General features: G+C 57.6%; 22 protein-coding genes and 3 pseudogenes. 12 read left to right on the top strand and 13 right to left on the bottom strand.

What is annotated here, in order from left to right:
• Window positions 1–261: 261 nt before the first annotated feature.
• Window positions 262–1,578, top strand: a complete 1,317-nt coding sequence (locus tag ACSFC7_RS12785) for a cytochrome P450 (RefSeq protein WP_436343147.1) — start codon at window positions 262–264, stop codon at window positions 1,576–1,578.
• Window positions 1,579–2,116: 538 nt separating this feature from the next.
• The gene (locus ACSFC7_RS12780; RefSeq protein ID WP_436347956.1) at window positions 2,117–2,623 is read left to right on the top strand and encodes an SHOCT domain-containing protein; all 507 of its coding nucleotides are present in this window, start codon (window positions 2,117–2,119) and stop codon (window positions 2,621–2,623) included.
• A 42-nt stretch (window positions 2,624–2,665) separates the two neighbouring features.
• On the opposite strand, the gene ACSFC7_RS12775 is transcribed toward ACSFC7_RS12780, so the two are convergent.
• The 3 genes from ACSFC7_RS12775 to ACSFC7_RS12765 all read right to left on the bottom strand — a co-directional run bounded on the left by ACSFC7_RS12775 (window position 2,666) and on the right by ACSFC7_RS12765 (window position 4,607).
• Window positions 2,666–3,145: a hypothetical protein gene (locus ACSFC7_RS12775; protein WP_436343146.1), complete on the bottom strand. Its 480-nt coding sequence runs from the start codon at window positions 3,143–3,145 to the stop codon at window positions 2,666–2,668.
• Between the two features lie 272 nt (window positions 3,146–3,417).
• Window positions 3,418–3,609 carry a HalOD1 output domain-containing protein gene (locus tag ACSFC7_RS12770; RefSeq protein WP_436347955.1) on the bottom strand — a complete coding sequence of 64 codons (192 nt, stop codon included), beginning with the start codon at window positions 3,607–3,609 and terminating at the stop codon, window positions 3,418–3,420.
• Between the two features lie 113 nt (window positions 3,610–3,722).
• Window positions 3,723–4,607 carry a CPBP family intramembrane glutamic endopeptidase gene (locus tag ACSFC7_RS12765; protein ID WP_436343145.1) on the bottom strand — a complete coding sequence of 295 codons (885 nt, stop codon included), beginning with the start codon at window positions 4,605–4,607 and terminating at the stop codon, window positions 3,723–3,725.
• 640 nt (window positions 4,608–5,247) lie between these two features.
• On the opposite strand from ACSFC7_RS12765, the gene ACSFC7_RS12760 reads away from it, so the two are divergent.
• Together ACSFC7_RS12760 and ACSFC7_RS12755 are read left to right on the top strand one after the other, a co-directional pair.
• Window positions 5,248–6,066: a hypothetical protein gene (locus tag ACSFC7_RS12760; RefSeq protein ID WP_436343144.1), complete on the top strand. Its 819-nt coding sequence runs from the start codon at window positions 5,248–5,250 to the stop codon at window positions 6,064–6,066.
• A gap of 66 nt (window positions 6,067–6,132) precedes the next feature.
• Window positions 6,133–6,468 (top strand): YbjQ family protein, encoded by a 336-nt coding sequence (locus tag ACSFC7_RS12755; protein WP_436343143.1) that lies wholly within the window; start codon window positions 6,133–6,135, stop codon window positions 6,466–6,468.
• A gap of 387 nt (window positions 6,469–6,855) precedes the next feature.
• Here ACSFC7_RS12755 and ACSFC7_RS12750 read toward each other — a convergent pair whose 3' ends face one another.
• The 5 genes and pseudogenes from ACSFC7_RS12750 to ACSFC7_RS12730 all read right to left on the bottom strand — a co-directional run bounded on the left by ACSFC7_RS12750 (window position 6,856) and on the right by ACSFC7_RS12730 (window position 11,282).
• On the bottom strand, window positions 6,856–7,863 hold the full coding sequence (locus tag ACSFC7_RS12750) for a tyrosine-type recombinase/integrase (RefSeq protein WP_436343142.1): 1,008 nt from the start codon (window positions 7,861–7,863) through the stop codon (window positions 6,856–6,858).
• Window positions 7,864–7,921: 58 nt separating this feature from the next.
• A complete protein-coding gene (locus tag ACSFC7_RS12745; RefSeq protein ID WP_436343140.1) occupies window positions 7,922–8,323 on the bottom strand; it encodes a hypothetical protein in 402 nt (133 codons plus the stop codon).
• 965 nt (window positions 8,324–9,288) lie between these two features.
• A pseudogene (locus ACSFC7_RS12740) lies at window positions 9,289–9,477 on the bottom strand (outer membrane protein assembly factor BamB family protein); the annotation flags it as partial.
• 158 nt (window positions 9,478–9,635) lie between these two features.
• Window positions 9,636–10,319: an archaellin/type IV pilin N-terminal domain-containing protein gene (locus ACSFC7_RS12735; protein ID WP_436343138.1), complete on the bottom strand. Its 684-nt coding sequence runs from the start codon at window positions 10,317–10,319 to the stop codon at window positions 9,636–9,638.
• A gap of 438 nt (window positions 10,320–10,757) precedes the next feature.
• The gene (locus tag ACSFC7_RS12730; RefSeq protein ID WP_436343136.1) at window positions 10,758–11,282 is read right to left on the bottom strand and encodes a hypothetical protein; all 525 of its coding nucleotides are present in this window, start codon (window positions 11,280–11,282) and stop codon (window positions 10,758–10,760) included.
• A 46-nt stretch (window positions 11,283–11,328) separates the two neighbouring features.
• Here ACSFC7_RS12730 and ACSFC7_RS12725 point away from each other — a divergent pair.
• Window positions 11,329–11,448: pseudogene (locus tag ACSFC7_RS12725) on the top strand (DUF2270 domain-containing protein); the annotation flags it as partial.
• Window positions 11,449–11,577: 129 nt separating this feature from the next.
• Here the strand turns inward: ACSFC7_RS12725 and ACSFC7_RS12720 are convergent.
• Window positions 11,578–12,717: a flavin-containing monooxygenase gene (locus ACSFC7_RS12720; RefSeq protein WP_436343135.1), complete on the bottom strand. Its 1,140-nt coding sequence runs from the start codon at window positions 12,715–12,717 to the stop codon at window positions 11,578–11,580.
• Window positions 12,718–12,875: 158 nt separating this feature from the next.
• On the bottom strand, window positions 12,876–13,688 hold the full coding sequence (locus ACSFC7_RS12715; protein WP_436343134.1) for a helix-turn-helix transcriptional regulator: 813 nt from the start codon (window positions 13,686–13,688) through the stop codon (window positions 12,876–12,878).
• A 408-nt stretch (window positions 13,689–14,096) separates the two neighbouring features.
• On the opposite strand from ACSFC7_RS12715, the gene ACSFC7_RS12710 reads away from it, so the two are divergent.
• The 4 genes from ACSFC7_RS12710 to ACSFC7_RS12695 all read left to right on the top strand — a co-directional run bounded on the left by ACSFC7_RS12710 (window position 14,097) and on the right by ACSFC7_RS12695 (window position 19,673).
• Complete coding sequence (locus ACSFC7_RS12710; RefSeq protein WP_436343133.1) at window positions 14,097–14,816, top strand: DUF2270 domain-containing protein; 720 nt, start codon at window positions 14,097–14,099, stop codon at window positions 14,814–14,816.
• Window positions 14,817–14,889: 73 nt separating this feature from the next.
• The gene (locus ACSFC7_RS12705) at window positions 14,890–15,096 is read left to right on the top strand and encodes a hypothetical protein (RefSeq protein WP_436343131.1); all 207 of its coding nucleotides are present in this window, start codon (window positions 14,890–14,892) and stop codon (window positions 15,094–15,096) included.
• Entirely contained in the window at window positions 15,093–16,109 is a 1,017-nt protein-coding gene (locus tag ACSFC7_RS12700; protein WP_436343129.1) for a hypothetical protein, read from the top strand. The genes ACSFC7_RS12705 and ACSFC7_RS12700 overlap by 4 nt, the downstream gene beginning before the upstream one ends.
• 579 nt (window positions 16,110–16,688) lie before the next feature.
• Window positions 16,689–19,673 carry a restriction endonuclease gene (locus ACSFC7_RS12695; RefSeq protein WP_436343128.1) on the top strand — a complete coding sequence of 995 codons (2,985 nt, stop codon included), beginning with the start codon at window positions 16,689–16,691 and terminating at the stop codon, window positions 19,671–19,673.
• Between the two features lie 64 nt (window positions 19,674–19,737).
• On the opposite strand, the gene ACSFC7_RS12690 is transcribed toward ACSFC7_RS12695, so the two are convergent.
• The 3 genes from ACSFC7_RS12690 to ACSFC7_RS12680 form a co-directional block, all read right to left on the bottom strand.
• On the bottom strand, window positions 19,738–20,430 hold the full coding sequence (locus ACSFC7_RS12690) for a recombinase family protein (RefSeq protein WP_436343127.1): 693 nt from the start codon (window positions 20,428–20,430) through the stop codon (window positions 19,738–19,740).
• Window positions 20,423–20,584: a hypothetical protein gene (locus ACSFC7_RS12685; RefSeq protein WP_436343126.1), complete on the bottom strand. Its 162-nt coding sequence runs from the start codon at window positions 20,582–20,584 to the stop codon at window positions 20,423–20,425. The genes ACSFC7_RS12690 and ACSFC7_RS12685 overlap by 8 nt, the downstream gene beginning before the upstream one ends.
• 173 nt (window positions 20,585–20,757) lie before the next feature.
• Window positions 20,758–21,195, bottom strand: a complete 438-nt coding sequence (locus ACSFC7_RS12680) for a hypothetical protein (protein WP_436343125.1) — start codon at window positions 21,193–21,195, stop codon at window positions 20,758–20,760.
• Between the two features lie 559 nt (window positions 21,196–21,754).
• On the opposite strand from ACSFC7_RS12680, the gene ACSFC7_RS12675 reads away from it, so the two are divergent.
• From ACSFC7_RS12675 to ACSFC7_RS12665, 3 genes and pseudogenes are all read left to right on the top strand, one after another.
• Window positions 21,755–22,615: a hypothetical protein gene (locus ACSFC7_RS12675; protein WP_436343123.1), complete on the top strand. Its 861-nt coding sequence runs from the start codon at window positions 21,755–21,757 to the stop codon at window positions 22,613–22,615.
• 85 nt (window positions 22,616–22,700) lie between these two features.
• Window positions 22,701–23,693, top strand: a pseudogene (locus ACSFC7_RS12670) (glycosyltransferase family 4 protein).
• Window positions 23,694–24,800, top strand: coding sequence for a glycosyltransferase (locus ACSFC7_RS12665; protein ID WP_436343122.1), 1,107 nt, complete (start codon window positions 23,694–23,696; stop codon window positions 24,798–24,800).
• Window positions 24,801–24,821 lie beyond the last annotated feature (21 nt).

Genomic DNA, 24,821 nt, shown 5'->3' with positions numbered 1-24,821 from the left:
TATAAGGGCTTCTGATCGACATTTACAAGTGGAGTTACACTCCCTGTTTCCAGAAGGCGGGGTTTCCCAGACAGTCCCCGTAGAAGACAAACCTGTAAGTTACATTCCGCATGCCGGTATACAGAATCAGCTAATAAGTTTACATACAAACTAAACAGTGGAATATCCGTCAGATTATGTTCATAGAGTCGTGCTGAATACAGGGTGCGAATGCAGCGATCAACGATATAAAATATGGAGTAACCGTGTATACACCTGGTCATGAGTGAACCGGTGATGCCTCCGACTCCGGACAGCGTGCCACTTCTCGGTCATACACGCGCGTTTTCCCGTGATCCATTCGGTGCGCTGGAGCGGTGGGCCGACCACGGCAATATCGTGCAACTCGAGTTCCCGGGAGAGACGCTCTACCTAGTCTCCGATCCTGCACTTATCGAGACAATTCTCCACGATGTTGAGAACCAGTTCACGATTGCAGAACAACAACGTCAGACGTTCGCTGACGTTGAAGACCATGCCGTGACAATCACCGTCGGCAACCGATGGAGACGGCTCCGTACAGCGCTCCATCCCGCTTTCACCCGGAATACAATCGATCAGTACGCCGATGGGATGGTCGAGCAAACAATTATCAGAATCGACACGTGGGACGATGGCGAGGAAATTGACCTCCACCGCGAGATGCGACTCCTCACGCTCCATATCCTCGCTGAGACGCTCCTCGGCGTCGAGATCGGCGGGGATGAAGACGTCGTATTAGATGCCACTGACGCGCTCGTTGATAGAGCTGACCCCAGACGATTCGGCCAACTTCTCCCAGACTGGATTCCGACCCCGACCGACCGTCGGTTCCAACGGGAAGTGGCTACTCTCGATTCATACGTTGATCGGTGTCTCTCTGTCCGACGAGAGGGACCCCGCGGCGACGATGCCTGCTCGGTGTTGCTCGACGCCTATGACCGCGACGAGTTGACTATGGAAGAGGTCCGCCACAATCTCGTTGCCCTGTTGCTCGCCGGTTCCGACACTTCTGCGCTCGGCCTCACCTACTGCTGGTACCTGCTGAGCGACCACCCCGACGTGTACAGCGCGCTCATTGCAGAATACGACGAACACGTTGAGTCGGGGCGGCCGACTGTTGAGTCCCGCGAACACCTCAGTGGGCTTCGAAACGTCGTTGCAGAGGCACTGCGGCTCTATCCGCCGACGTGGAACACTATGCGGCAGACGACTCAGCCGGTTACGCTCGGTGGCTATCGGCTGCCTGAAGGTGCAGAACTCATGCTTCCACAATGGGTGCTCCACCGAGACAACCGGTTCTGGGAGTCCCCCACAGAGTTCCGACCGTCGCGATGGGAGGGAGAACGCGACCGGCCGGAATATGCCTACTTCCCATTCAGCGGCGGCCCACGTCACTGCATTGGGATGCATTTCGCTCGGCTGGAACTGCACCTTGCGCTGGCGACGATGGTCGGCCGCGTCACGCTGGATGTTTCAGTCGAAAAACCGTTGTCCTTCGCTCCGACACTCTCTCTTCGGCCCGAAGTAGAGATATCCGCAGTCGTCCAACACCGGTGACAGCAGCGTAGCTGTGGTGCTGAAAATTCCACTAAATCTTACAGTCACTCAAATCAACTGGAATAGGGGGTCGTCGTGATAGATAACCTCTATATCTTGCACGCGGTTCTTGACAATATATAGGTGGTTTGAGCGTTGCGCGGTATGTGCTTCGCCTCTACTGAACGGCAACTGAATGTATAAACTACTGTGAATCTGTAGTTTGTTCGAGCATTTTGAGACCAATATAGACGGTTGCTCCGACGAAAAGACCGTCTAGAGCTATGTGCCCCACATGGGATTCTATAAATGTGGGTTGCATTAATAAAGCGACTCCTGCACTAAGGGCCGCAAAAATGCCCGCAGCAACCGCAAATTTGATCCTCATCACGTTGGTATCATAATAATAGCCGCATAAAAATTTCGGATGATGGATAGGATTAACTTGTAGTGAACGACATGTTCTTCATATATATTGAACAAGGAATTCTGCTTAATCCTGGATGACATGTCTATCGGTTCCGTACGTTTAACATCTTCTCATCCCAATATTCGAAGTATGGTGTCTCGTCATTGGCTGTACTTCAGTGGGTTCGTGATCTCCGCGGTTTTGTTAGTCGGTGCTGGTTTGATCGGTATAGTGGATGCATTGTCGGTGCTCTCTGGAGGTATGTCCTACGGCGAGGAGTTCATCCTTCTGGCGATGCTTGGGGAAGCCGCCGAATGGGTCATGGTCGGGTTGATCCTCGGGCTATTCGCTGTGCTGTTTCTTGCTGCGACTGTGGTTTCTATCCTCCGGAGTACGTCAATTCCCCGTAGCGATCGGCTTGTCTCGATCGTGGAGTGGGTTGAACGCAAGTATCCGGTACTGCGACAGTTTGATGCCTCAGGGAAAGTCACACCGACGACTGAAGACCGCAAACAGCAGATCAAAGAACAATATATCGCTGGTGAAATCAGCGAGGCGGAGTTCGAACGTAAGATGGAGCAGGTGATGGACGACGGTTCTCCAGACCAAACATCGCGGTATGGAAATTCTACTACCGTCGAAATGAAGGATCGATAGTAGCAGAAAAACACGCTCCCGTCCTTAAGGGATATGACCTGGTTAGACGATAGTATAGAGGATGAATCGTCCGACCGGAACGCCCAGCAGTACTATGCCTGTCAATAGTGGGCAATCTCGTACGGAGGCGGCGATTGCATAGATACTGCCGACCACAGCGGTTGTCAGGAGGAACCGTGTGATATCGTTCACCATCTCCTGAGTGGGACCGGGATACCCACTGGATGGCCCTGCAAACGCGAAGTATCCGAATACCCCGGCAATACTGATTCCGATATATCCCCAGATGGCTACGCCAAGGAGCTCCAGAAGAGTTACTGTGGGATAGATACGACTATAGACGAGAACCGCTATCACGAGGGGCAGCACCTGTGTTACGAACATTACGAGGAGGAGATTTCGGATGTTCGAGAACGGTCCGTTGAGTGCGAGCAGTACTACACCGAGAGCGACCGATGTTGCGATGAGACTCCAGAACGTGTGCTTGCTCCATGCACCGATGCTACTGCGGGTTCCTGTCATTGTGATCGCTTTGAAGGACTTCAGTCACGGCGCGAAGAGCTGATCTAGCCATTCTTCTATACCAGCATTTAACACTCGTTGACGGCCCGAACATATTGGATATTCGTAATCTGTGGTGAAACCATTCGCATATATGCTTTCTTCTATCGGGGTGCTGCTCTATTCAGGAGTTTCTCTCCTGAGTAGTGCGATTCTCTACCTGCCGTTTTTTATTTATTCATAGGATCAGACCCTGGTCGTTGGCGGATGTGTGGCTGGGCAAACCGCCATGATCAACTGGTGATCCGGATGGTACCGCTTGGTGTAACGTGAATATCATACTGTGCGACGGTGAACGTGATTGTGACGTTGCCTGACTGGATGAGTGTATCGAGAGCATCGGGATAGATGTGGTCGTAGAGGGTGAAATCAAGGTCTATAGGATCGACCCCTTCGAGTGCAGCGACTGCGGATGGACAGGTGATCCACAGTGAAGAACGGGCGTGAACTGTGCATTTACTGTGGCCGGTACCACGACCAGAAACGAGAGTGTCGGCAGAAAGTCTAACTCCAGAAATCGTAATCCGTTGTGGGCTTCTTAGCGGGTTACTCTCCGATGGTTTCGTGAGAGGTGCTGGGAGCCGTTGGTACTGACGATGATCGCTACGAGGACGAACAGGATAATGACGTTCAGCCGGTACAACTGCGTACCTCCGGGGCCAGAGTGTAGATTCGGGATCACGAGGTTTGTTACTTGGAGCGAGGCATGGAGGATGGTCGCGAGCAGGAGGCTGCCGTTCGTGTTGTTGTACAGCCAGGTGAACACGATCGAGATGGCCAGTACGGATGGGACATACCACAGGAACGGTATTGCGGATTGGGCGGCTTCCGGTAACAGAAAGAAGGTGGGGACGTGCCAGACCGCCCAGATTACGCCGATGATGAGGCTGCTGGAAAGGGCGGTTGTCCGTGACTGGAGGCGTGGAAGTGCATAGCCACGCCATCCGATCTCTTCGAACAGGCTGGCGAGAAAGAAGAAGAGCGAGATGAACAGCACTGTCGTGGCAATGCTCCCGGTGAGGAGCGGTTCGAAGTCAGCGGGTACCTCACCGGGGATTGCGGGGAGCGATCTGCCCAGTTGGCTGTAGACCGCGATGGAGGAGAGGTTGAGGATTGCTGGAAACAGCAGTGCGGCGAGGTACCACCGTACTGGTACTCGCCACGTCAACAGTGGAGATAATAGGTCGTGGAGGCCGCGCCACCCGTTCGTTGCGACGGTGAGTACGATGGCGGCAATCGTCGGAGTCAGCAGTATGATGGTGGCGAGGGTTTCCGGGACGGCTAGCTGAAGTGTTCCGCGTGTCGAGGCTGCGATCAGGAGACCGATACCGAGCGAGAGTAGCAGTGTCAGTATGAAAAATGCGGAGGTAGCTCTCACTGCTGGGTCTTGCAGGCGTGGACGGTTCCCGGTTGTTGCCGCCATACGGATGGTTGGCGGGATGAGGTATTAAATGAGCAGTACAGAGAGGAGGTAGAGTTCATGGAGACCAGTGCCCGGTGTGTGGCCGTCCATTCGATCAGTTATATGATCCACTGGAGGAGCCACCGATCCACCAGTATGATAGGTGGCAACCGGATCAGCTGGTGATGGGCGATGTCCAGTTGGTCCGTGACGCATAACTGTCTGATGGGAAACGGTAGTTAGCGGCGTGAGAGCTGGATGCCGCGAGCGATAACATAGATGAGGACGCTCGCAATTCCCGTCACGAGGAACAGGGATGCCATTCCGTTCCCCAATGTGTAGAAGAAGCTCCCAGGGCGGGAATATCCGATATTTCCGATGCCGAAGCGGGCAATAGCAGCAAGAACTCCTCACCAGAAGAGGATCGCAGCGATTCGGACACTTTCTTTGAGGATTTCTTGGAGATTGATTGGTGCGGAGCCAGATTCAGTAGCCATATGGCATCCTCTGTCACCAATACTATAAGTGCTTTTGAATGGGGTGTATTGAGTCCGGTAGTTCTCCTAGTGAGAGATCGATACTTCCAAAACACCTTATTTTTGTGAAAATATTTCCGGCCAGTGGATGATTATCTCGTATGCGTTGGTCCGTTCCCCGTACGGTGGCCGCACTCATTGTTGGCATCGTCCACGCTGGTCTGGTTCTCGGTGTTGCCCTCCGGTATGGGTATGATGTCGGTCCCGCTGCCTATCCGCCTCATATCGTTGTCTGGCGGTACGGTGGACTCGTTGTCCTCGGTGCTCTCCCGGTCTGGCTTGTGCTCGAGGACCGGTTGCTCCTCCCAATCGCACTGATCACGGTGCTTGCCGGTCTTGCGTTTTATGCGGAGTTGACGCCGCCAGAGCCAACGTTCCGGGACGTCGCTGATCTTGAGCCCAGTGTCGACAGGCCGACCGGGATCACCGTCATTGAAGATGGGCTTCACCTTGTGAAGTATGCGAGCCAGTGGTACGTTTGGACGGTTGGTGCCGGATTACTGGGGGGAGTAGAACATATGGTGCGGGCCCGGAGTCGGTGGCTTCCTGCTCCTGGCTGGGAGTTCCACATATCAGGGTCTTCCAGGCAGGCTGTGCTCGTTGGGCTTGTAGCGGGAGTCATGCACGCCGCTGCGTCAGTCGCGTATGCGTGGCGATGGGGAGTGGGCGATGACCTGGTGATGGTGATTTGGATGTTGGTCGGCGGTATCCTGATGGTTGGTGTGCCGGCGTATCTGTTGGTCCGGCACAGGCTTGTTGTCCCGCTTACGGTTGCGGCGGTCCTGTTCGTGAACAGCGTCTATTCACAGCAGTATGCCGGTCCAGGTGATCCTCATGCGCTGTACGCGGGAGCATGGTTCATCTTCCTCGGAATCACGCTGCTGACCGGTGTGCTCGAATACGCCGTGTATACCGTCAGAGTTCAAAGTGAGCAGAGTGGATAATCGTCGTGACTGATTCTGCAGTCACAGCTCCACATTTATATCTAAGCCGGTCAACCGTTGACAGGCATGGCAGACACAGACGTCACCATCACCACGACGGACAGCCTTGAAGGACGAGAGGTCACGGAGTACCTCGGCGTGATCTCGGGTGAAGCAGTGATCGGCGCCAACGTCGTCAGTGATATCGCAGCCGGTATCCGAGACGTTGTCGGTGGACGGAGCGGCTCGTATGAGAAAAAGATCGAGCAGGGCCGTCGAGAAGCAATCAACGATCTCCAAGCGGAGGCACAAGATCTCGGTGCCGACGCCGTTATCGGAGCGACATTCGACTATGAGGAGATGGGAGAGGGCATGCTGTGGGTCAATCTTTCGGGTACTGCGGTGACGACACGCAGGGAGTAGGTCCAACTGCTCCATAGAACAGCCCTTTTTACCCTGTTCAGGACGGTAGAAACGCTTTTTACGTTACTTATCAGCATTCAAATGTGATGTCGCCCAGAACTCGATCCGTCCTCCGAGCCGTTGAGAGCTTCTTTGCGGCAGTCGTCCTCCTTATCGGTTTCATCACGGCTGCTGATCTGCCACGACCGTATCCGTCATGGCCAACGATTGGAGCGGTACCGGTTGATCCAGAGCTTGTTATCCCGGCGCTGCTGGGCCTTGCTGTGCTCGCTGGAGTCACAGCGGAGAAATTGTAGTGGACTCGCCGGGGCTTGCGCAATACGGGTACCTGCCGAGGCTCGAGTAAAACGCGTACCGCTCAGTCGTGGAGTGGAGTCCATCATTGGGTTACATCCCCTCGATGTATTCGCGTCGAATCTCCATCTTCTCGCGTTCGGTCCGTTCGTCGTAGTGCTGGTCGAGGATGTCGCCGGAGACGTTCGCTCGCTCCGAAACAACTTGTTGCGGTACGCCGTTTCGGAGGTTATTGGTGATCGCTCCGCGTCGAATCCCATGCGGGGAACGCGAAGATGGACAACCAGCCCGTTGGCTGTGTTGTCGGTACTCGCATGTGTTCGGATCTTTGTCGTGCGGACAATCACCGATCTCACACGGCTGCGTCACGCGATAGATTGTCTCGCGGATCGAGCCTTCGCTAAGTCGACCACGTGAGCTAGTGATTAGCGGACGACGACCGTGGTCGTCGGTCACATCCTCGCGGTTGTGCTCGATATAGTCCTTGATCACGTCGCAGTAGTGCGAGCCGACAGCGACCGATCGCTCTGCCGCCTTCTTATTCTTAAGCGGCGTACCCGTTTCTGGACGATGCCGTACATTGAGGCACTCGCCATCCGGATCGAAGTCACCAACGTCGAACGATCGGAGAGTCCCCAATCGAAACGCGGTATGCCAGAGGATGGCGGTAACGACGTGCTCTCGACTGGCGTACGCGAACCGCTCGAGATGTTCGAGAATTGGTCCCGCTCGTCCAATTTCGAGGTGTTCGTTACGCGCTTCGTCTTCCGGTTCGATCTCTGGAATCTGGACACGCTCGCGCATTCCCGGTTCGACGGCGTCGATCGCCGCGCAAAACTCGAGGAAGACGCGGAATGTTTGGAGATAGCCACGGAGCGTGACCGTCTCGATATCCTGGCTGGCCCAGACGCGGAACCGGTGGATATCACGTCCGGTGAGTCGGTTCATATCGTCTAACTCGTGATCGGAGCAGAACGCGAGGAACTGCTCGAGCCTATACCGCTGGTTCTGCTTCGACTTTTCAGAGAGTTCGGGGTCGCGTTCGGCGAGGTACCACTCCACGGCCTCGGCAGGCGTCGTAGGTGTGAGTTCATCGCTCATGGAACCCCGAGGCTTGCGTCTCGCTGCATCGGGAAAGGTACTTCGCCGATCGTCCGATTTACTCATCAAGAACCTCCTCTATGTCATATCCGGGATTAAGCACGTCAAGAGCTTCGTCCGTTTCAACCCCTGCCTCAATTAATTCGCAAAAAGCCTCGCGGAACATCTGGTTCCGTACCGTCCAATCTTCTGCTCTTGCTATCAGGTCAAGGTAGGTAATCGCTTCTTCGAGTTCTGTTATAGCCTCTTTTAACTCACAGAAATGGTCCATCGTGAGTCGCCAATTGATATCGCCGTTCTCATCGATACGATCGTCTTGTACCTTCCAAATCCGAGATAGCGAATCTTCCGCCCTCTGTGTGGCCGACCAATAGAGTTCTTCTTTGCGGTCATCTAATGTGTCTGCATACGGGTATTCATAGCCGAGTCGGTTGCGATTGGTGTTCGAATCGAGTTGCATTCGTTTGAGGGAGTGTCGATTTTGGGCTCGACAGACCCCAGAATGAACGCGATAGGAGAGTATGGATAACGCATTTACCGTATGCCCGCGTGGGAGGACATACGGAGCACCGTCCTACCGGTTCGCTCCGACTCCGATCGTTTCGACGTCCGGGGACAGTTTTGCACACGTGGCCCCGTGACGTCGTTCGGTTCTACCGTCCGAGTGGCATCTCACTCGGGGTTAGCGTTCAGCCTTCTGGATCGTATTGACGCACCATTTTCCGTAGTAGCTCGTCATATGACTCTCCACCTCGCTTACATGATTTCACGAGCTGACGAGTCGATCGAGAGCACGGAATTCGTGCGTTCAGCGTGTTCGTCATCTGATCGCCATTGACCTCATTGGAGCGAATTGTTAAAAAACCCCCAGGAGAGCCCTTCTCGGTGCTACTGAGAGGGTTTCTCAGTGCTACCCTGTCTTCCTTTCGAGACATACAAATCGAGTCACGAGTCGCCAGCTAGCAGATCGAACCAATCAGTTCTTACCAGCTTTCGTAGGATAAGTCACTGTGTCGTTCGTCGGGCATCACCGTCATAGCGGAGATCAAATGGCTTCCGGCCGTGATCGCCACCGCGTCGTTCGCGAGCATCCATTGCTGCTTGGATTTCTCGATCTCCCGGCGCTTAACATCGCTTTCGACTGCTCACTATCCGTTAGTTTGATCGACGGCGGCACACCAGCATATACGCGGTCGCGCCCAGGGTTCCGATCGTTCCGACGAGCCTCGGACCAGAGAGACCATCGCCGTCTGCGTTACCAGAGTCGGATCCGTCGGGTGATCTGTCGTCATTGGTTTCACCATCACTGTCTTCGGCTCCGTCGTCGGCACTGACACCGGTGTCCGCCGACCACGGCTCAACGTCACCGTCGTGCTGACCGAGCGTTTCGAGTAACACCCTCGAACCCATACTGGAGACGTCGACTCACGCGTCAAGCGCGTAGAGCGAGCCGTCAACGCTCGCAACGCACACTGTGCCGTTGACGACGGTCGGCAACGAAACGACCTCCCTCCCCGTGGGGAACTCCCATTGCATGTCGCCGCTCGCGGTGTCAAGCGCGTACTCGCTGTTGTCGTGGCACCCAACGATAAGGAGATTACCTGCGATCGTTGGCGAGGAGTCTACGCGCGAATCAGTGCGGTACGATCACTCCTCCTCGCCCGCCATCGCATTGAGGTGCTGCCGACGAAAAGTCCCGTCGGCGACCGTCGGGAAGGCAGCTCCCGTATTCCGAGGTGCGATAGTCTCTTTCAATCGTTTATATCAATTATCTAAACCAATACGACGTCTTTATCACCGAATGTCGAAGGAACACTTACTCCATAGGTAAATTGGGCTCCTGATTGATCAATGAGTCTTATCGTCGCATTATCTCCTGGCTCAAGGCCTGGCTTACCTTTCATATCCTCCGGACTTCCATTACTTTGTTCCTCAAGAGCGCGAACAAATACTGTTATTGTAACCCTATCACTAGTATTGATAAGGGATTCGTAACTTTGGCCACCACTTTCGCTTGTGAGAAATTCCTCCCATCCAGAAGCATGTTCGCTTGATTCGTAATTGGTGATATAGTCGGACTCATTGTACGTCAGCGTTTTATCCACATTCTCACTAGTATACTGGACTGTCATTGCCGTCAAGTCGATCGGCTCTGAGCCGGGTGATTTCATGACAGTCAAGTTGACTGCTTCCAGATATGGTTCGTCATGCATCTCTAGGAACTCGTCACTCCGATTGAGATCGCCTGATGCGTGAACTACCTGAATCTGGTTCGCTACGGCTGACTGTGTTTCGGTACTGGTATCAGAGGCCTGACTCTGGAGTGACCCTGTTGTATTGATTAAAACACCTGCTGCAATTGCCGCAACGAGTATCATCGCTATGAATACGATCAGTGTCCCAATCCCAACTTGTCCTCGATCAGATATCCCTATTTTAGTAGCTATCTTTGACACAGTTATCTCGTAGCCCCTTAGTAGAAGTATTATTTTGATACACAATCAACTCGAGTGGCAGATCAGTACTCGTTTCGAACACTGAGTTGACCAAAGCTCTATAATATATCTTACCGCTAATTCATCTCTCCAATATCCTATAGTATGGATGAATTGAGTTGTGGAGGGCTGTCGAAAAGGTATACCTTCCTAACACTCTGTCGAAAAGGTGAGGGTATCTAAGTCAGCAGCAGGTGTCAAATAGGTGATCTCAGATCTTTCTTGCAGGCCACTCGCGAGTGACAGTCGACAGTATCCGCTGCATTGCCCCAGCACTGTCCGGGAAACTCCGCCCTCTACCTTGGTCCCCGGAAAGAACTGCAAGAAGAGGTGGCCGAGAAGGCAGAGAAATACTGAATCAGCTACATGCACCTCCCTGTATTCGCCGAGCGACAGGTGTCAGAGGACGCGCTCCGCCAGGCGCTTGCGATCGTCCGCGAGGAGGGGAAAGACATGCTCAAGGACCGCGACACCTTGGTGTCCCAGCTGGATCACCCTGTTTTCGACGGCGAGGACGACATCAACCTCGAGCGGGCGAGTTGTCCGACCGCGAACGGCGAGCACGGCGACGCGTGGGGACTCGCCTTCCAAGTGGCTCGCGAACTTAGCCACACACCACGGGAAATCCTTACTCGGGGGGCGGCGCTGTTCGGCGACGAGCCACCGACAGCCGACGACGGCCCATATTCGCCGGCGTGGAGACGCGTCACCGACGGCGAACAGGCTTTCGACCTGCTGATTGGCGGCTACGGGCACGCTCACATCGGCGGCGCCGGGACGCGACGCCGTCCGCGAGTCGTCGCGATCGACGAGTTCCCCGACCGGGACCCGTTCGAACAGTCGTTCGGAGAGCAGTATCTCGACCATGCGACGTGGACCGCCCGGTGCCTTTACGACGACGTCGACGATAGACAGGCGTTCCATGAGGCCGACCTGTGGGGCGACGAATGGGTACGTGCATGGCTCAAAGGCGACGGTGAGCAGGGACTATCGCAGGCCGACGCTGAAAGTCTCGTTATACGAAGCACTCGCAAACCGGCTCCGACGTGTGTACCTTGCTCTGCTCAGTGTCCTATTGGTCGCGTGGGTCGTCGGTCACGCCACTCCCCCCCTTCGGGCTTCGGTTCCGGGCTCTCACACCCTCGCTCCCGAATGATCCCGTTGGCTGGTCACTCCACTGCATATACTTTCTTAGACTCGGGGCCGACGCCGAATTCGACTATGACTGCTGTGGAAGTCCGTCCACCGATCCGGTATAGCTCGGACGAGGCGGCTGCTGCCGCGCCGTCGACGTCAGGTGGTCGACGACATACTCCGCATCCCTGCCGACGCCGGTGAACAGCCCCGACGTCATCGCGTACAGGAAGAATAGGCCGACGAAGTACAGTCCCGGCTCGTCCGGGACGACACCGCGCACGTGGACGGGCTCCTTGGGCAGTTCCTTCCCGTCGAAGATCGGAAGGTCTATCCACGAAAAGTCAGGGCGGAAGCCAGTGCACCAGATGACGTTCCCGACGTCGAGAACGTCATCGTCCCCGACGACAGGGCGACCGTCGCGGACGCCGGTCATGCGAGGCACCCGCTCGATGCCGGCTGCGGCTAGGTCACTCGGCTTCGTGCGTACCAGCGGGCCGCCCTGTGAGAGCACCTTCGGGCGGATACGGCGCCCGATTGGCGTCCCTGTCGTGAAGATCCGGTGGAAGAGCACGCGCATCACGAACGGGACCCCGAGGTGACGGCCAACCCACGAGTCAATGTGGAACGGCACGTGGCCAACGTCCCGGCCCGACAGCCACGTTTCGTGCTCGATGGCGACGTCGAGGGAGATCTCGGCACCGGAGTTGCCCGCCCCGACGACGAGCACGTCCCCGTCCTGGAGCTGATCGGGGTTGCGGTAGTCGCTCGTATGCAGCTGGACGACATCGTCGGAGAGCTCCGCCGCGAAATCTGGGACCTTCGGGATTTGATAGCTCGCCATCGCCACCACGACGTTGTCCGCCTCGATCCGTCGATCGCCCGCGGTGACGAGGAAGCCATCGCCGCTCCGTTCCAACCCGTCCACGCGGACGCCGAGTTCGACGGGCAGGTCGAACCGCTGGGCGTAGGTCTCCAGGTAGTCGGCTACTTCGTTCTTCGTGGGGAAGGCGTACGGTGAGCCCGGATAGTCCATCCCCGGTAGGCTCGAGTAACGGGCGGGCGTGAACACCCGGAGGGAGTCCCAGCGGGCCCGCCATGCGTCGCCGACGCGGTCGCTCGCGTCGAGGATGACGAAGTCTTGGTCATGCTGCTGCAGGTAGTACCCGGTCGCCAGTCCGGCTTGGCCGCCGCCGATGACGACGGTGTCGTATCGTTCGGTCATGCGTTTGTTCCTCGGTAAACGTACGCGCCGGAGGGAGATGATGATGCCGCGTGCAGGATTTCACGCCTCGAAATCCCGGGTAAGCCGGGTGCTGCTACGTCAGAGGCTCTCGGCTGACCGGTTCGCCGGCGCGCTCGCGGCGGTCGTCGCCAGCGGTGTTACGACGGCGCAAGGGATTCGAAGGCGGCGGTGTCTACCGGGGTCGCCTCCGCGCGAACCCGCTCGAAGACCGAGATGGCCCAGTCACGGGCCTCCGGGGCGTCGGTGTCGATCACCGCCACGAGCGCCCCGGTCTCGGCGTCGTGGCAGCAGATGCCGGCCCGGTCGTCCACGATGCCGAGGCCGCAGCGGTCGCCGTCGGGGAGGTGGTCGTGGACGAGGACGGTCGCGTTCTCGCAGGCGGTGACCTCCACGATCCGATCCGGGTTCCACGCGAACATCCCCTCCAGGGCCTCGGGCGTGAACACGTACTCGAACGTCATTCCCTCGAGGACCGCACCGCAGGCCGTCTCGAGGTTGCTCGACTTGTAAACGATGTTGTCGAACCCGCGCAACGACGAGGTCGACGCGATGAGTTGACTGAGACGCTCGACGGGCTCGTAGGGGTAACCCGGCCCGGGGTAGGAGACCACCGCGTCGGCGAAGAGGTCGACGGAGAAGCCCGGCATCTCGACCGGCAGCCACTGCCAGACGTCGCGGAGTTTCTCCTCGATCTCCATCGCGTCCCGGAGAGCCAGAAACCGATCGGCGACGTACTCGCCGAGGGGGGTCAGCCCGTACGTAGGACCGTCCCTGACGAGCCACTTCCGCTCTTCGAAGTCGGCGAGCACCCGTCCGATGGTCGGCGAGGAAGCGCTGGTGGCCTCACACAGCTTTTGACGGTCGGTCGGTCCGTCGTGCAATGTTTCGAGGACGCCGACGCGGTGGGCCGATGCGGCCAAGAACTGGATATTGTCGATTCCCGCAGTCATAGGCTATGTAGGGGGGCGAAGAGCTTAGCGTTTCTACCGTGGGGAGAGACAGGCGACTCTACATTCGAGGGCCTCGGGAGGATGGAGTGGCGTGTCCTACGCCTGCTTCCCAGCCCGCCCCAATGGTGGCGACGCACCTCGGTCGTGATGCTAACATGGCAGTCACCACTTGCTGCAACCACGCCATCTATTCAGCACGACTACCTCCAACCCATACGAATTCTGGAAAGAAATGCGTGCTGAATACAGAGGGTACAGTTAGCACTACACACTGGTTTATTTCGACGGCGTCTGTCCGAATTGACTGGTAGGACTGTGGTGCGTACTGTTATGATGTTCTCCAGTACATGACACTCAGATTACGCCGTCACCATACCTGCTTATGGAGCGAGGAGATGTCTCTCCTCTATGACCGATTCGAGTAGCGACGAGTTCGACCCAACAGCACCAGACCAACGGGAGATCGGCCGCGAAATGGTTGACGACAGTACGGGACTCGGTTCGGTGATGGCCCACGCCTATCGCGGAGAGATAGACCGAGTGGGGACGTGGCGGCAGCGCCTCGACGAGACGACGACGTGGGCGGTGACGCTGATGGCAGCAATCTTGACGTGGGCGTTTTCGAGTACCGATAACCCACACTATCTCTTGCTGATCGGGATCGTTGTCGTCACCATCTTTCTGGGCATCGAAGCACGGCGGTACCGGGACTACGATGTCTTTCGCTCTCGTGCTCGAGTCATCCAAGAGAACCTGTTCGCAAACGCCCTCGATCCGTCCCAAGGCACTGAACGTCACGACTGGCGAGCGGAACTGAGCAGGGACTATCGCAGGCCGACGCTGAAAGTCTCGTTATACGAAGCACTCGTAAACCGGCTCCGGCGTGTGTACCTCGCTCTGCTCAGTGTCCTCTTGGTCGCGTGGGTCGTCAGGATTACAGCGTTCGCGCCGCGCCAAGACTGGCTGACAACCGCTGGAATCGCCCGTATCCCCGGGATTGCTGTGGTTGCCGTTGTGAGTGTGTTCTACGTCGTACTGCTGGGCGTCACCTTCTGGCCCCGCGAGCGCCATGCCAAGGGTGAATTCCGTGAAGGAGACACGGACGACTGGAAAGAGACAGACCGATAAATCCGTTCTCCGTATAACGTACCGTCTCGGTAGTGGAGCGGGATATAGAGGGCTGCAGTACCTACTAGGAGTGATGTCCGAATCAGAGGCGATCCGCTGGGAGTACGAGACGCTTCGCCCACCGCGCGATGAGACCCAAAAAGAAGCAGAGGATCCGAAAGCAGAGTTGAATCAACTCGGTGCAGAAGGCTGGGAGTTTATGGAGACGATCGACTACGAGGGAGGCGGCACCAAGTACCTCGTTTTCAAGCGACCTGCCCAATCGGGTGAGCCAGTATGACTGACAAGACCGACATCAGTACGGCCAACACGATGCGTGAGCGCTCAGGCGAGAGTCGGATTAAACTCTGGTTGCTGCTGCGCGCGAACCGCTTTCTCGTCTCCATCGTCCTGACCAGTGCCGTGTTCGTCGCATTCGTCATCGCCGTCGCTGTCCTCGATCCACCGTTTTCACAGCAAATCGAGTCCGGCGACATGACCGACACGATGTTCTCGACGATGATCACGGTCATCGTGACTGGGACGACACTCGTCGTCACGATCGGTCAGCTCGTCCTTTCCCAAGAGAACGGCCCGCTCGGTGATCAACGCGAGCGGATGGCCAGTTCGATGGATGTCCGGGACTTTACTGAAGAATTAATCGGATCTCCGAGTCCTGCCGATCCATCCGAATTCCTCCGGCAGATCATCGGAATCACGGCACAACGGACGACGGCTCTTCGAGAGTCTATTGACAAGAATGATAACGAGAACCTCCGAGAAGAGGTCGATGAATTCGCTGAAAGTGTCACTGGGAACGCTGACACGGTGCGTGACCAACTTGAGGATGCGCAGTTCGGCTCGTTCGATGTGTTATTCGCTGCACTAAATTTCAATTATAGCTGGAAAATCTTCCAAGTTGAACGTCTCGCGAACGAATACGAAGAGAGCCTCAATGAGGAAGAACGCGGCTTGCTTGACGACCTCAAAACAGCGCTGTCTCTGTTTGGTCCGGCGCGCGAACACATCAAGACGCTGTACTTCCAGTGGGCACTCATCGACTTGTCTCAGATGATTCTCTATGCTGCAGTCCCGGCATTGGCCGTTGCGGGTATCATGGTCGGAATCGTCGATGCGGGGACGTTCCCAGGAAGCACACTCGGTCTCGATCACATCATCCTCGTCGTGGGCGGTGCGTTTGCGGTGACGCTCGTTCCATTCATGCTGTTCGTCTCGTACGTCCTTCGCATCGTCACCATAGCAAAACGGACACTTGCCATCGAGCCGCTGATCCTCCGCGAATCACAACGCTAAGATCCGACGCAGTATCTTGTTCCTCTGTCTCTACCAATTCGTCTTCTCACCAACGGCTGAGATATCAGTGACCGATACGCGCTCTGTATTCAGCACGATTCGACGAACATAGTCTGTGTTTGATATGATTTTCACCGTTCAGTCCGCACCCGTAGTTACCGAATCGCCCGATTCGGTTTCGGGCATATTTCTAAATAAAGAAACCATACTACGATCTACTGTAAAAGAGTGCCAATAGTCGGTTGTTTCCATATGTGACTCAGGTCACCAGCCCTGTCGAGAAGGTATACCTATCGACTACCCCTGTCAAATACCAGCGGGGATTTAAGTCAAAGCAGAAGTGGCGAGTGGGTCGTGATGAAAGTGGGGATCTATGTCCGCTTGTACCAGATCTGCACAACGGACAGGCCTCCCAGATTACCCATTTTAGCTTCTCTATAGTTCGAATAATAAATTCCCGAATTAATCAACTTACTGGATGGAAAGTCATATTACACTGACTTCATTGAGTGAGTACGAATGGAGCGACAAGGGGTTAGTCGACGCGGGTTCTTATCGTCTATTGGTTCATTTACGGTGTTGTCTGAACTTGAGGGGACGGCCAATATCGCACGAGCGGACGGTGACGAAACGCCGGCGTTCGGGTTCCCGATCGAACGGGCCTGGAACGTCGATTCCGACCGATCGGACGCCTCCATGGGTTCGATCCGTGACAACCACCTCTTCGTCTCGTTCAATCCGACGGCGACGGTCGAAGCGGACAGCGAAGTCGCCAGAGTCAACCGCTTTACTGGCGACCTCGAGTGGTCAAAAAACACGAGCGATTACGTGCTGAATCCGCGGGAAACCGACGGAAACCTGTACATGGACGGAGACGACAGCATCCAGTGCTGGGATGCGTCGACGGGTGAGGAGCGCTGGCGACAGCGGCTCTCCGGCGACTTGGTCGTTCAGACCGGGCTCTCGGACGGGCACGTGTTTGCCGTCGGCTTCGATATCTCCAGCGAACTCCACGAGGGACAGTACGTACAGCAGGTGACGGGATCGACGCTCTACGCGCTCGGACTCGACGACGGTGAACTGAAGTGGCGACAACACTCGGATCACGGCTTTTGGAGCCTCAGCCACGTCGACGGGCAGCTCTTCGTCCGCGAGAGCGACTGCCACTTCACCGACGACGAACTGTTCTACGAGGACGGTCGGCTCGTCGCGCTCGACGCGATGACCGGCGACAGGGAGTGGTCGTCGGACTGGATCAATCCGCGGTTCTTCCACGAGAACGACGGGACGATCCTCACGCTCACCGAAGCCGACGATCTGTTCGGGTTCTCGGCCGATGGACGCCGCCTCTGGGAGCAAGAGAACGCGGGGGACGATTACTACGTCACCGACGAGCACGTGATCGTGTCGCGATCCGACGGCGGTATCACTGTGTTCGATCACACCGGGTCCGCGATCACGTCCGACCCGCGCTATCCGTCGGAGACCGTCACGATGATTCGAAGCGGTCCGACGCCAGATCTGCTCTTACTGGGCACGCCGGACGAACTGATCGCGATCGACGGCGAAGAGTTCACCGAACGCTGGCGAACGTCCGTTCCGGCGGCACCCGAGTCCATTACCGCCCGGCGAGAAGTCGTCTTCGTCGCCGCCGACAGTACCGTCTACGCGTTCGACGTCGAGACCGGTGAACGCGTCTGGGAAAACGGGATTGTCGGTGTCGACAGACTGAGCATCGACATGCGGGACGGTTTCCTCTACGTCTCGGGGGACGGCGCCCCGCTTCGGGCGTACAGCGGTCGGCGGGGCAGAGCGATGACCGCCCTCGAGCGCGCAAAGCAGGCTGATGAGACGATCAGCGGTACCATCGCGGGGCTGTTGGGATGGCGGGACTACGTTTCCCAGGCGGAGACGGCGATCGAGGAGGGGCAGTACGAGAAAGCCGACAGCCTCCTCGTCGAGGCCGAACGACGGCGGCAAGCGGTACGAGGCGCGTTAGGGCTTGCCGGCGTCGGAACCGCGTACGGCACGACCCGGGTCGGTGCGGGCAGCTGGCACCGTCGTCGACTGGCGAGCGTGGCCGAGCGATTGGAGTCCCGCTACCCGATCGAGCGCGGCGAACTCGAGGGCGCGGAACCGACCGAACTGCTCGCGCAAGTCACCACCGTCCGGGACTCGATCGGGACGGTCCGCGGACCCAAACTGCGCGCCGTGTTCTCGGACGACTACGCGGACCTGCTCTCGCGGGCCGACCGCATTGCCGACCTCCACTCAGAGCTGGTCGAGGCGTCGGTCACGCTCGGCGACATCAACCGCACACGCGTTCCGGCCGCCTGGGTGAGCGATCTCCGGGACGCCGTCGACGCCGGCGACGTCGATCGAATCGAGTCCCTGCTCGACCGCGTTTCGACGGCGGAAACCCTCTTCGAGCGAGTCGCGTCGCTCGAGCGAACGATCGCGGATGCCTCGCTGACGGCCGCCGCGGACGATCTCACTGTCCTCCTCGACCGCGAACTCGGCGATCCCGACGGCGCGATCGAGGAGGTTTCGCTCGAGACCGCCCTTCGGTCCCTCGAGGAGGGGATCACGGCCTACGAGTCGTACCGGCGGTCACTTCGAACGTTCGACCTCGATCCGTTCGGATCGACGCTGGAGGAACTGCTCCGCCAGCCGTCCGAAATCACGGCCGAAGCGATCGACCGAGTCGGTGAGTACGACGCCCTCTTCAGTGCCGCCGCGAGCGTCGAAGAGCAGCTCGAGTCCGTTGAGTTCGACGCCATCGACGCCTCTCGGGCGACCTATACCCACCGCGCTCGGACCTGCTTCGCGAACCGCGACGCGAGCGGACTACGGTCGCTCGCGAGCGAACTCCACGACCTCCAGGCCGGCCGCTGGTCGCACAGCGATCTCTTCTCAGTGTCGCCGGTCGAGTTCGAGTACCTCGTCGCGGCGCTGTTCGCGGACATGGGCTACGAAGTGGTCGTGACTGACGCGCAGGGTGACAAGGGGATCGACGTCATCGCGCGGAACCCGCGGGAGGTCCTCGCGATCCAGGTCAAGCAGTACAGCAGCGGGAACAGCGTCGGTCGCCCTACCGTCCAACAGATGATTGGGGCGATGGCCCAAGCGGGCGCAGACAAGGCGGTGATCGTTTCGTCGGCAGGGTTCACGCAAACCGCACGCGAGGCCTCGCGAGACCTCGGAACCGCTATCGAATTGGTCGACGGGGCTCAGCTCGTTCAACTGCTTACCGACTCGAGTCTCCACCCGTCCGGCGACGCCTCCTATTATCGCTCACGCGCTGCCAAGGGCGGCCGAGCGAACCATTCATGGTCAAATACCTCGAAAAATGGGTCGCAGACGGTCGACGAGGAGGGGGCGTATCGAGTCCTCGGAATCGAGCCCCCTGCTACAGCGGACGAAATTAAATCCCAGTATCGAGAACTGGTCAAAGAAGCTCATCCCGATGCTGGTGGCACCGCCGCCGAGTTCAAGCGAATTCAGGAGGCCTATACGACGCTTGTTGGGAATGACCGGACCTCGTTCTCCGGCCAGTTGAGATAGCGACGGGCAATCCAGCCAGCGCCCCTTCATAACAGACCAATAAATACTGTCTGGGAAACCGCGATTATGCTACTACTCCGGATTCGGCTTCCTCAAGGTAGCGGTCTCGCCGATCGTAGATTCCACGGGCGGTTGATCGGTTCACGCCCGTTTCCTCGGCGATCCCCCGCCACGAGCAGTTGGCTTTTCGAAGTCGAATCACCTCGAGGGCAGTCGCGAACTCCCCACTCTCGCGGTCAGCAACCCACCGCCTTCCTTCATCATCGTAGCAGAGACCGAAGGGGGGACGTCCGTGGTCGTCCCCCCGCTGTTCGCGGGCATCCATCGCGGCCTGGGATTTCTCTATCTCCCGGCGTTTAACGTCGCTCTCGACGGCTCTTTGGACCCGGAACGTAAGTTCGTCCTCCGGTAGGTCCTCGACAAACTCGAGCAGACAGTCGCCGAGGACAGCCGCCCGTTTCAGTTCCCAGTAGAATTGGTCACGGGCCAGGCGCGTATCGTCCCACGCGACGAGGTAGTCGTATTTTCCGCCGCGGAGTGCCTCGAGTAATGTCTCTACCTCCGGGTTCGCGTCGATCCGTTCCTCATTGACAGCCTTCATATGTACGCTGAACCCGGTGTGAACGCCGAGGTCGATCACGTCGACCTCGTCGGCCAGCCGCTCCGCGAGCTCCGGGACACGTTCGCGCTGTAACTCGAGGGAGACGTCGTCATCGCTCCCTTGTGACTTGCGGAGGAACGCGGCGGCTCTACTCATCAGCTTTCTCGAGGGCGAGTTTCGTAGACGAGACGATATCCCACTCGACCTCTTCGTTTGCGAGTTCGAGGGCGTCTCCCATCGCTTTCGGAATGGTGACCTGATACTGGCCGTTACTGTTCTGTGAGACGGTCGTGGTGGTCCGTTTCGGCATTACTCCCACCAATGGTAGTATCACTATTAGAATTAACGTTAATCAGAGGGGTGTGTGAAAGGGGGGTTTCCCAGACAGTACTTGCGAGATATTACCCAAAATTGTCAGGATGTCATAGACAGTCTCATACCCTTTTGCGACTATCCGACAGACGGTAAGTACAGGTAGTGTACTTAACAGGCGTACCACGAATCGATCGAACCATCTGCTCGTAATGTGATTCCGATATCTTCGCCGTCGCAGTCGATGTCCAAATCAGGCGCATACTTCCACGTAGCGGAACTCCCTTCCGGAGTGAAAACTGTCACCGTTGACGGGATCGTTTCGATACCAGCAGCGGGATCGAGGTGACCGGGTTCGAGTTCGTATACCCGACTAATCAACGGGTCGCCATCGTCATCCTCTATTCGGACGCCTATCGTTGCAGGTTCTTCCGTTCGGTTCTCGACCATAATTTCAATTGTGTCACCTTCTCCCTCTGTGTCCGTGGAGACGACGAAATCACTACATCCCGAAACAGGGATCGAGCCTATTGCTCCCGTCAAAGTAAGCACTTCTCGTCGAGAAACGCTCTCGGTAAGAGCAAGGGAAGGTGAGGGCGACTCGACCATTATTCGTCCAATTATCAACACAGGAGCAAATAGTTTTGCTCATGATGCGCTCTTGAGTATGGTGCAGATGATGTTGCCGAGTGGGTTCGTAACCGGACTGTGCTGGTTGCTATCGACGCGGGGGAGATAGTCAGCGTTGTCCAGATTATTCCGCGCTCAGAGTAGGGTATACCTGAAATCGGACGGCTTGCGCCCTCGGACCCGGATAGGAGCGTTACGCCGCGTAAAAGGATATCAGATCGATCCTCTATTGATTGAGTTGCATCCGATTCTGGTTTGGTTGCAACGCTGCAGGTTTTATGATTTATAAGGGGGATCTGGGATCGGTTCGGCTGTGTTCACAATAGGATCAGGAATTCTCGTGTATCCTCAGAACACTCCTCTGGAAGGCCGTGCGGCCGCGATAATCGGTGCGACCGCTGGTTGGATTAAACGCGAGTCTCACGGTACGCGTTCCTCGACTCCTGTGATCTCCCGCTCGGCGGAGACGAACAATCTACCATGACTGTCCAGATACCAATAAGAATACGTAGATCGACTCGAAAGGCCTACCCCGTTGATGGAGGACCAGCGCTTTCTCGAGTCCGAATGGGATTACTGTCTGGTGCTGGACGCCTGTCGGTACGACGTGTTTAGCGAGGTGTACGATGACTACCTCGACGGAGAGCTGGCAAAGCGACGGAGTCCCGGCTCGTCGACACCGGAGTGGGCCTATCGAACGTTCACCGACAACCACGATATCGCGTACTTTTCGGGGAATCCGTTCATCAACGACCTCGGGATCCCCTTGAACGAACTCAAGTGGGGTGCCAGTTGCGATTACGAGTGGACGGCTGCTAACCACATTGGCGAGGTCTTCGACGTCTGGAAGACCGGCTGGGACGACGATCTCGGGACGGTCCCGCCGGAGAGCCTGGCGGCGGCGTTCCGCGATCACTCCGAGGCCGTCGAACGGGCCGATCGGACGGTACTCCATTATATGCAACCACACGCCCCGTATTTCTCTTGCGGCAAGGGACAAAAGCTCAGACAGATCCAAAAGGGGATTCGGAGACAGGAGAAGGCCGAAACGGTGGCGGACGGTGGAGGCAGTGCGCTGTCGTCGCTCGGGGACACGATCCGACCGAAGATAGAGAGTAAACTCGAGGAGAGCGAACTGGCCCAGAAGGCCGGTCTGTGGCTCGAACTCGACCCTACTGGCCTCGTCAGGAACGGCACTCGAGAGGCCGCCCTCGAACTGTACGAGGAGAATCTACGGATCGCGCTCGAGGCCGTCGCCGACCTGATTCCGGAACTGGACGGACGGGTCGTCGTAACCGCCGACCACGGAGAGGCGTTCGGCGAGCAGGGCGTCTGGGAGCACCACATCGAGACGCACATCCCACCGCTCATGGAGGTCCCGTGGCTCGAGGTCACGTAGTGTATCGTAGCAGTCTCTCGATTCGATCACTCTCGGTCAAAGCGATCACAGCCACCACAAGTATCACAGACTCGAAACGTCCGGGATGAAAATCAGCCACTACTTCGAACTCGAGAACTGGGTTACCGGCGGGATCAGCGAATCGGTTACTCACCAACGGAAGATACTGGATCGGCTAGACTTGCAGTACACGACAGCGCCGACACCGAACGCCGACGTCTTTCACTGTAATCTCATGGGACCGCGGTCCGTCTGGTATGCGAAGCGGGCGCGTTCGCGTGGCGTTCCGGTCGTCGCGCACACACACGTCACTGCCGAAGACTTCGGAGAGAGCTTTCGCTTCACAAACACGCTCGCTAAACCGCTGAAACCGTACCTAGAGTAGGCCTACGGACTGGCCGACGTTCTCGTCTGCCCGTCGGAGTACAATCGGCGACTGATCGAGAGCTATACGAGCGTGACGACGACCGTCATCTCGAACGGCGTCGATCGGGAGAAACTCGCGGGATTCGAGTCCCTCGAGACGGAGTACCGTGACCGCTACGATCTCGAACCGCCGACGGTCTTCCTCGTCGGGCACGTAATCAAGCGCAAGGGGCTCGAGACGTTCGTCGAACTGGCTCGCCGGTTGCCCGACCTGGACTTCGCGTGGTTCGGTCAGCTCGACCGCTCGTTAAAGGGACGAGAGACGACGCGGTTGATCGAAGGCGCCCCCGACAACTGCACGTTTACCGGCTACGTCGACGACATCCGCGGCGCATACGCGGCGGGAGACATCTTCTGTTTCCCGACCCACGAGGAGAACGAAGGGATCGCGCTGCTTGAGGCGATGGTCGCCCGCAAGCCGATCCTCGTCCGCGACATCGAGACGTTCTCGTGGCTCGAGGACGGCGAGGACTGTCTAAAGGTCGACGCGGCGTCGGCGTCGGACATCGATGCGTTCGTCGACGCCATCGAACGGCTCAGGGATCCCGACCTCCGTCGGCGGCTCGGATCGAACGCGGCCGACCGGAGCGAGGCGTTCACGCTCGAGGCAGTCACGGACCAGTACCGGACGCTCTACAGCGAGGTGGCCTGAATGAAAATCGGATTCTTCACGGACAGTTACTTCCCCGAAATCGACGGTGTCACGTATACGATCAAGCTCTGGAGAGAGGAGTTAGAGCGAAACGGACACGAGGTGTACGTCGTCTACCCGGAGGGCGACTACGAGCCCGGTGACCGCGAAATACCGGTCACATCGGTCTCGAACCCGTTCTACCCCGGCTATCGAATTCCACTCTTTAGACGGCTGTCGACGCTTCCCGAACTGGACGTCGTCCACTGTCACGGTCCGGCACCGGTCGGCATCCTCGGTCGTTACTACGCGCGGAAACACGAACTGCCCGCGATGTACACTCACCACACGCCGCTCGAAGAGTACTTCCATCAGAACATCAAATTCGCATCGGTCGCCGCCGCGCTATCGAAACTCTATGTTCCCCTCGAGAACGCGTTTCTCCGGAGTTTCGACGTCGTGACTGCCTCGACCAAGCGGATCGACCGCGACGTCGAACACGTGCCGCTCCCGGTCGGGATTGACATGGAGTTCTTCCGGCCGACCGAGGAGGATTGGTATCCGGACCGGCTGGTGATCGGCTACAGCGGCCGACTCAGTATGGAGAAAAACGTCAGCGAAATCCTCCGCGTCGCCGAGGAACTCCCAGAGTACAACTTCGTCGTCGTCGGCGAGGGCCCCTATCGCGACGACCTCGAACGCGAGGCCCCCGACAACGTCGAGATCCGGGACTTCCTCCCCCGCGAGGAACTGTCGATCTTCTACTCCTCGATCGACGCCTTTGTCACCGCCTCAACAGCGGACACGCTGGGACTGTCGACCCTCGAGGCCAACGCCTGTGGCACGCCCGTCGCTGCTGCCGACGTGCCTCCGTTCGAGCAAACGATCGGCCCAGCCAACGGCGAGCGCTTCGAGTACGGGGACCGTGCGGCGATGGTAGACGCCATCGAGAGCTGCCTCCGGACAGAGCGCGATACCAGGGGCGCCGTCGAACGGTACGACGTCCAGCGCACGATAGACGACCTCGAGTACCTGTATCGCAGCGTGCAGTCGTCGACCGACGAGGTGCCGACGACTGCCGACGACCGCTGGGGGTTCTCCGAGGACTCGCAGGGATCGCTCGACTGACCGTTCGATCGGCGCTTCGCC

It is taken from the genome of Natronorubrum halobium, from assembly GCF_051351675.1.
Lineage (GTDB): Archaea > Halobacteriota > Halobacteria > Halobacteriales > Natrialbaceae > Natronorubrum.
Note: the sequence above shows the minus strand (reverse complement) of the source record. Positions and strands in the feature narration are given on the sequence as shown.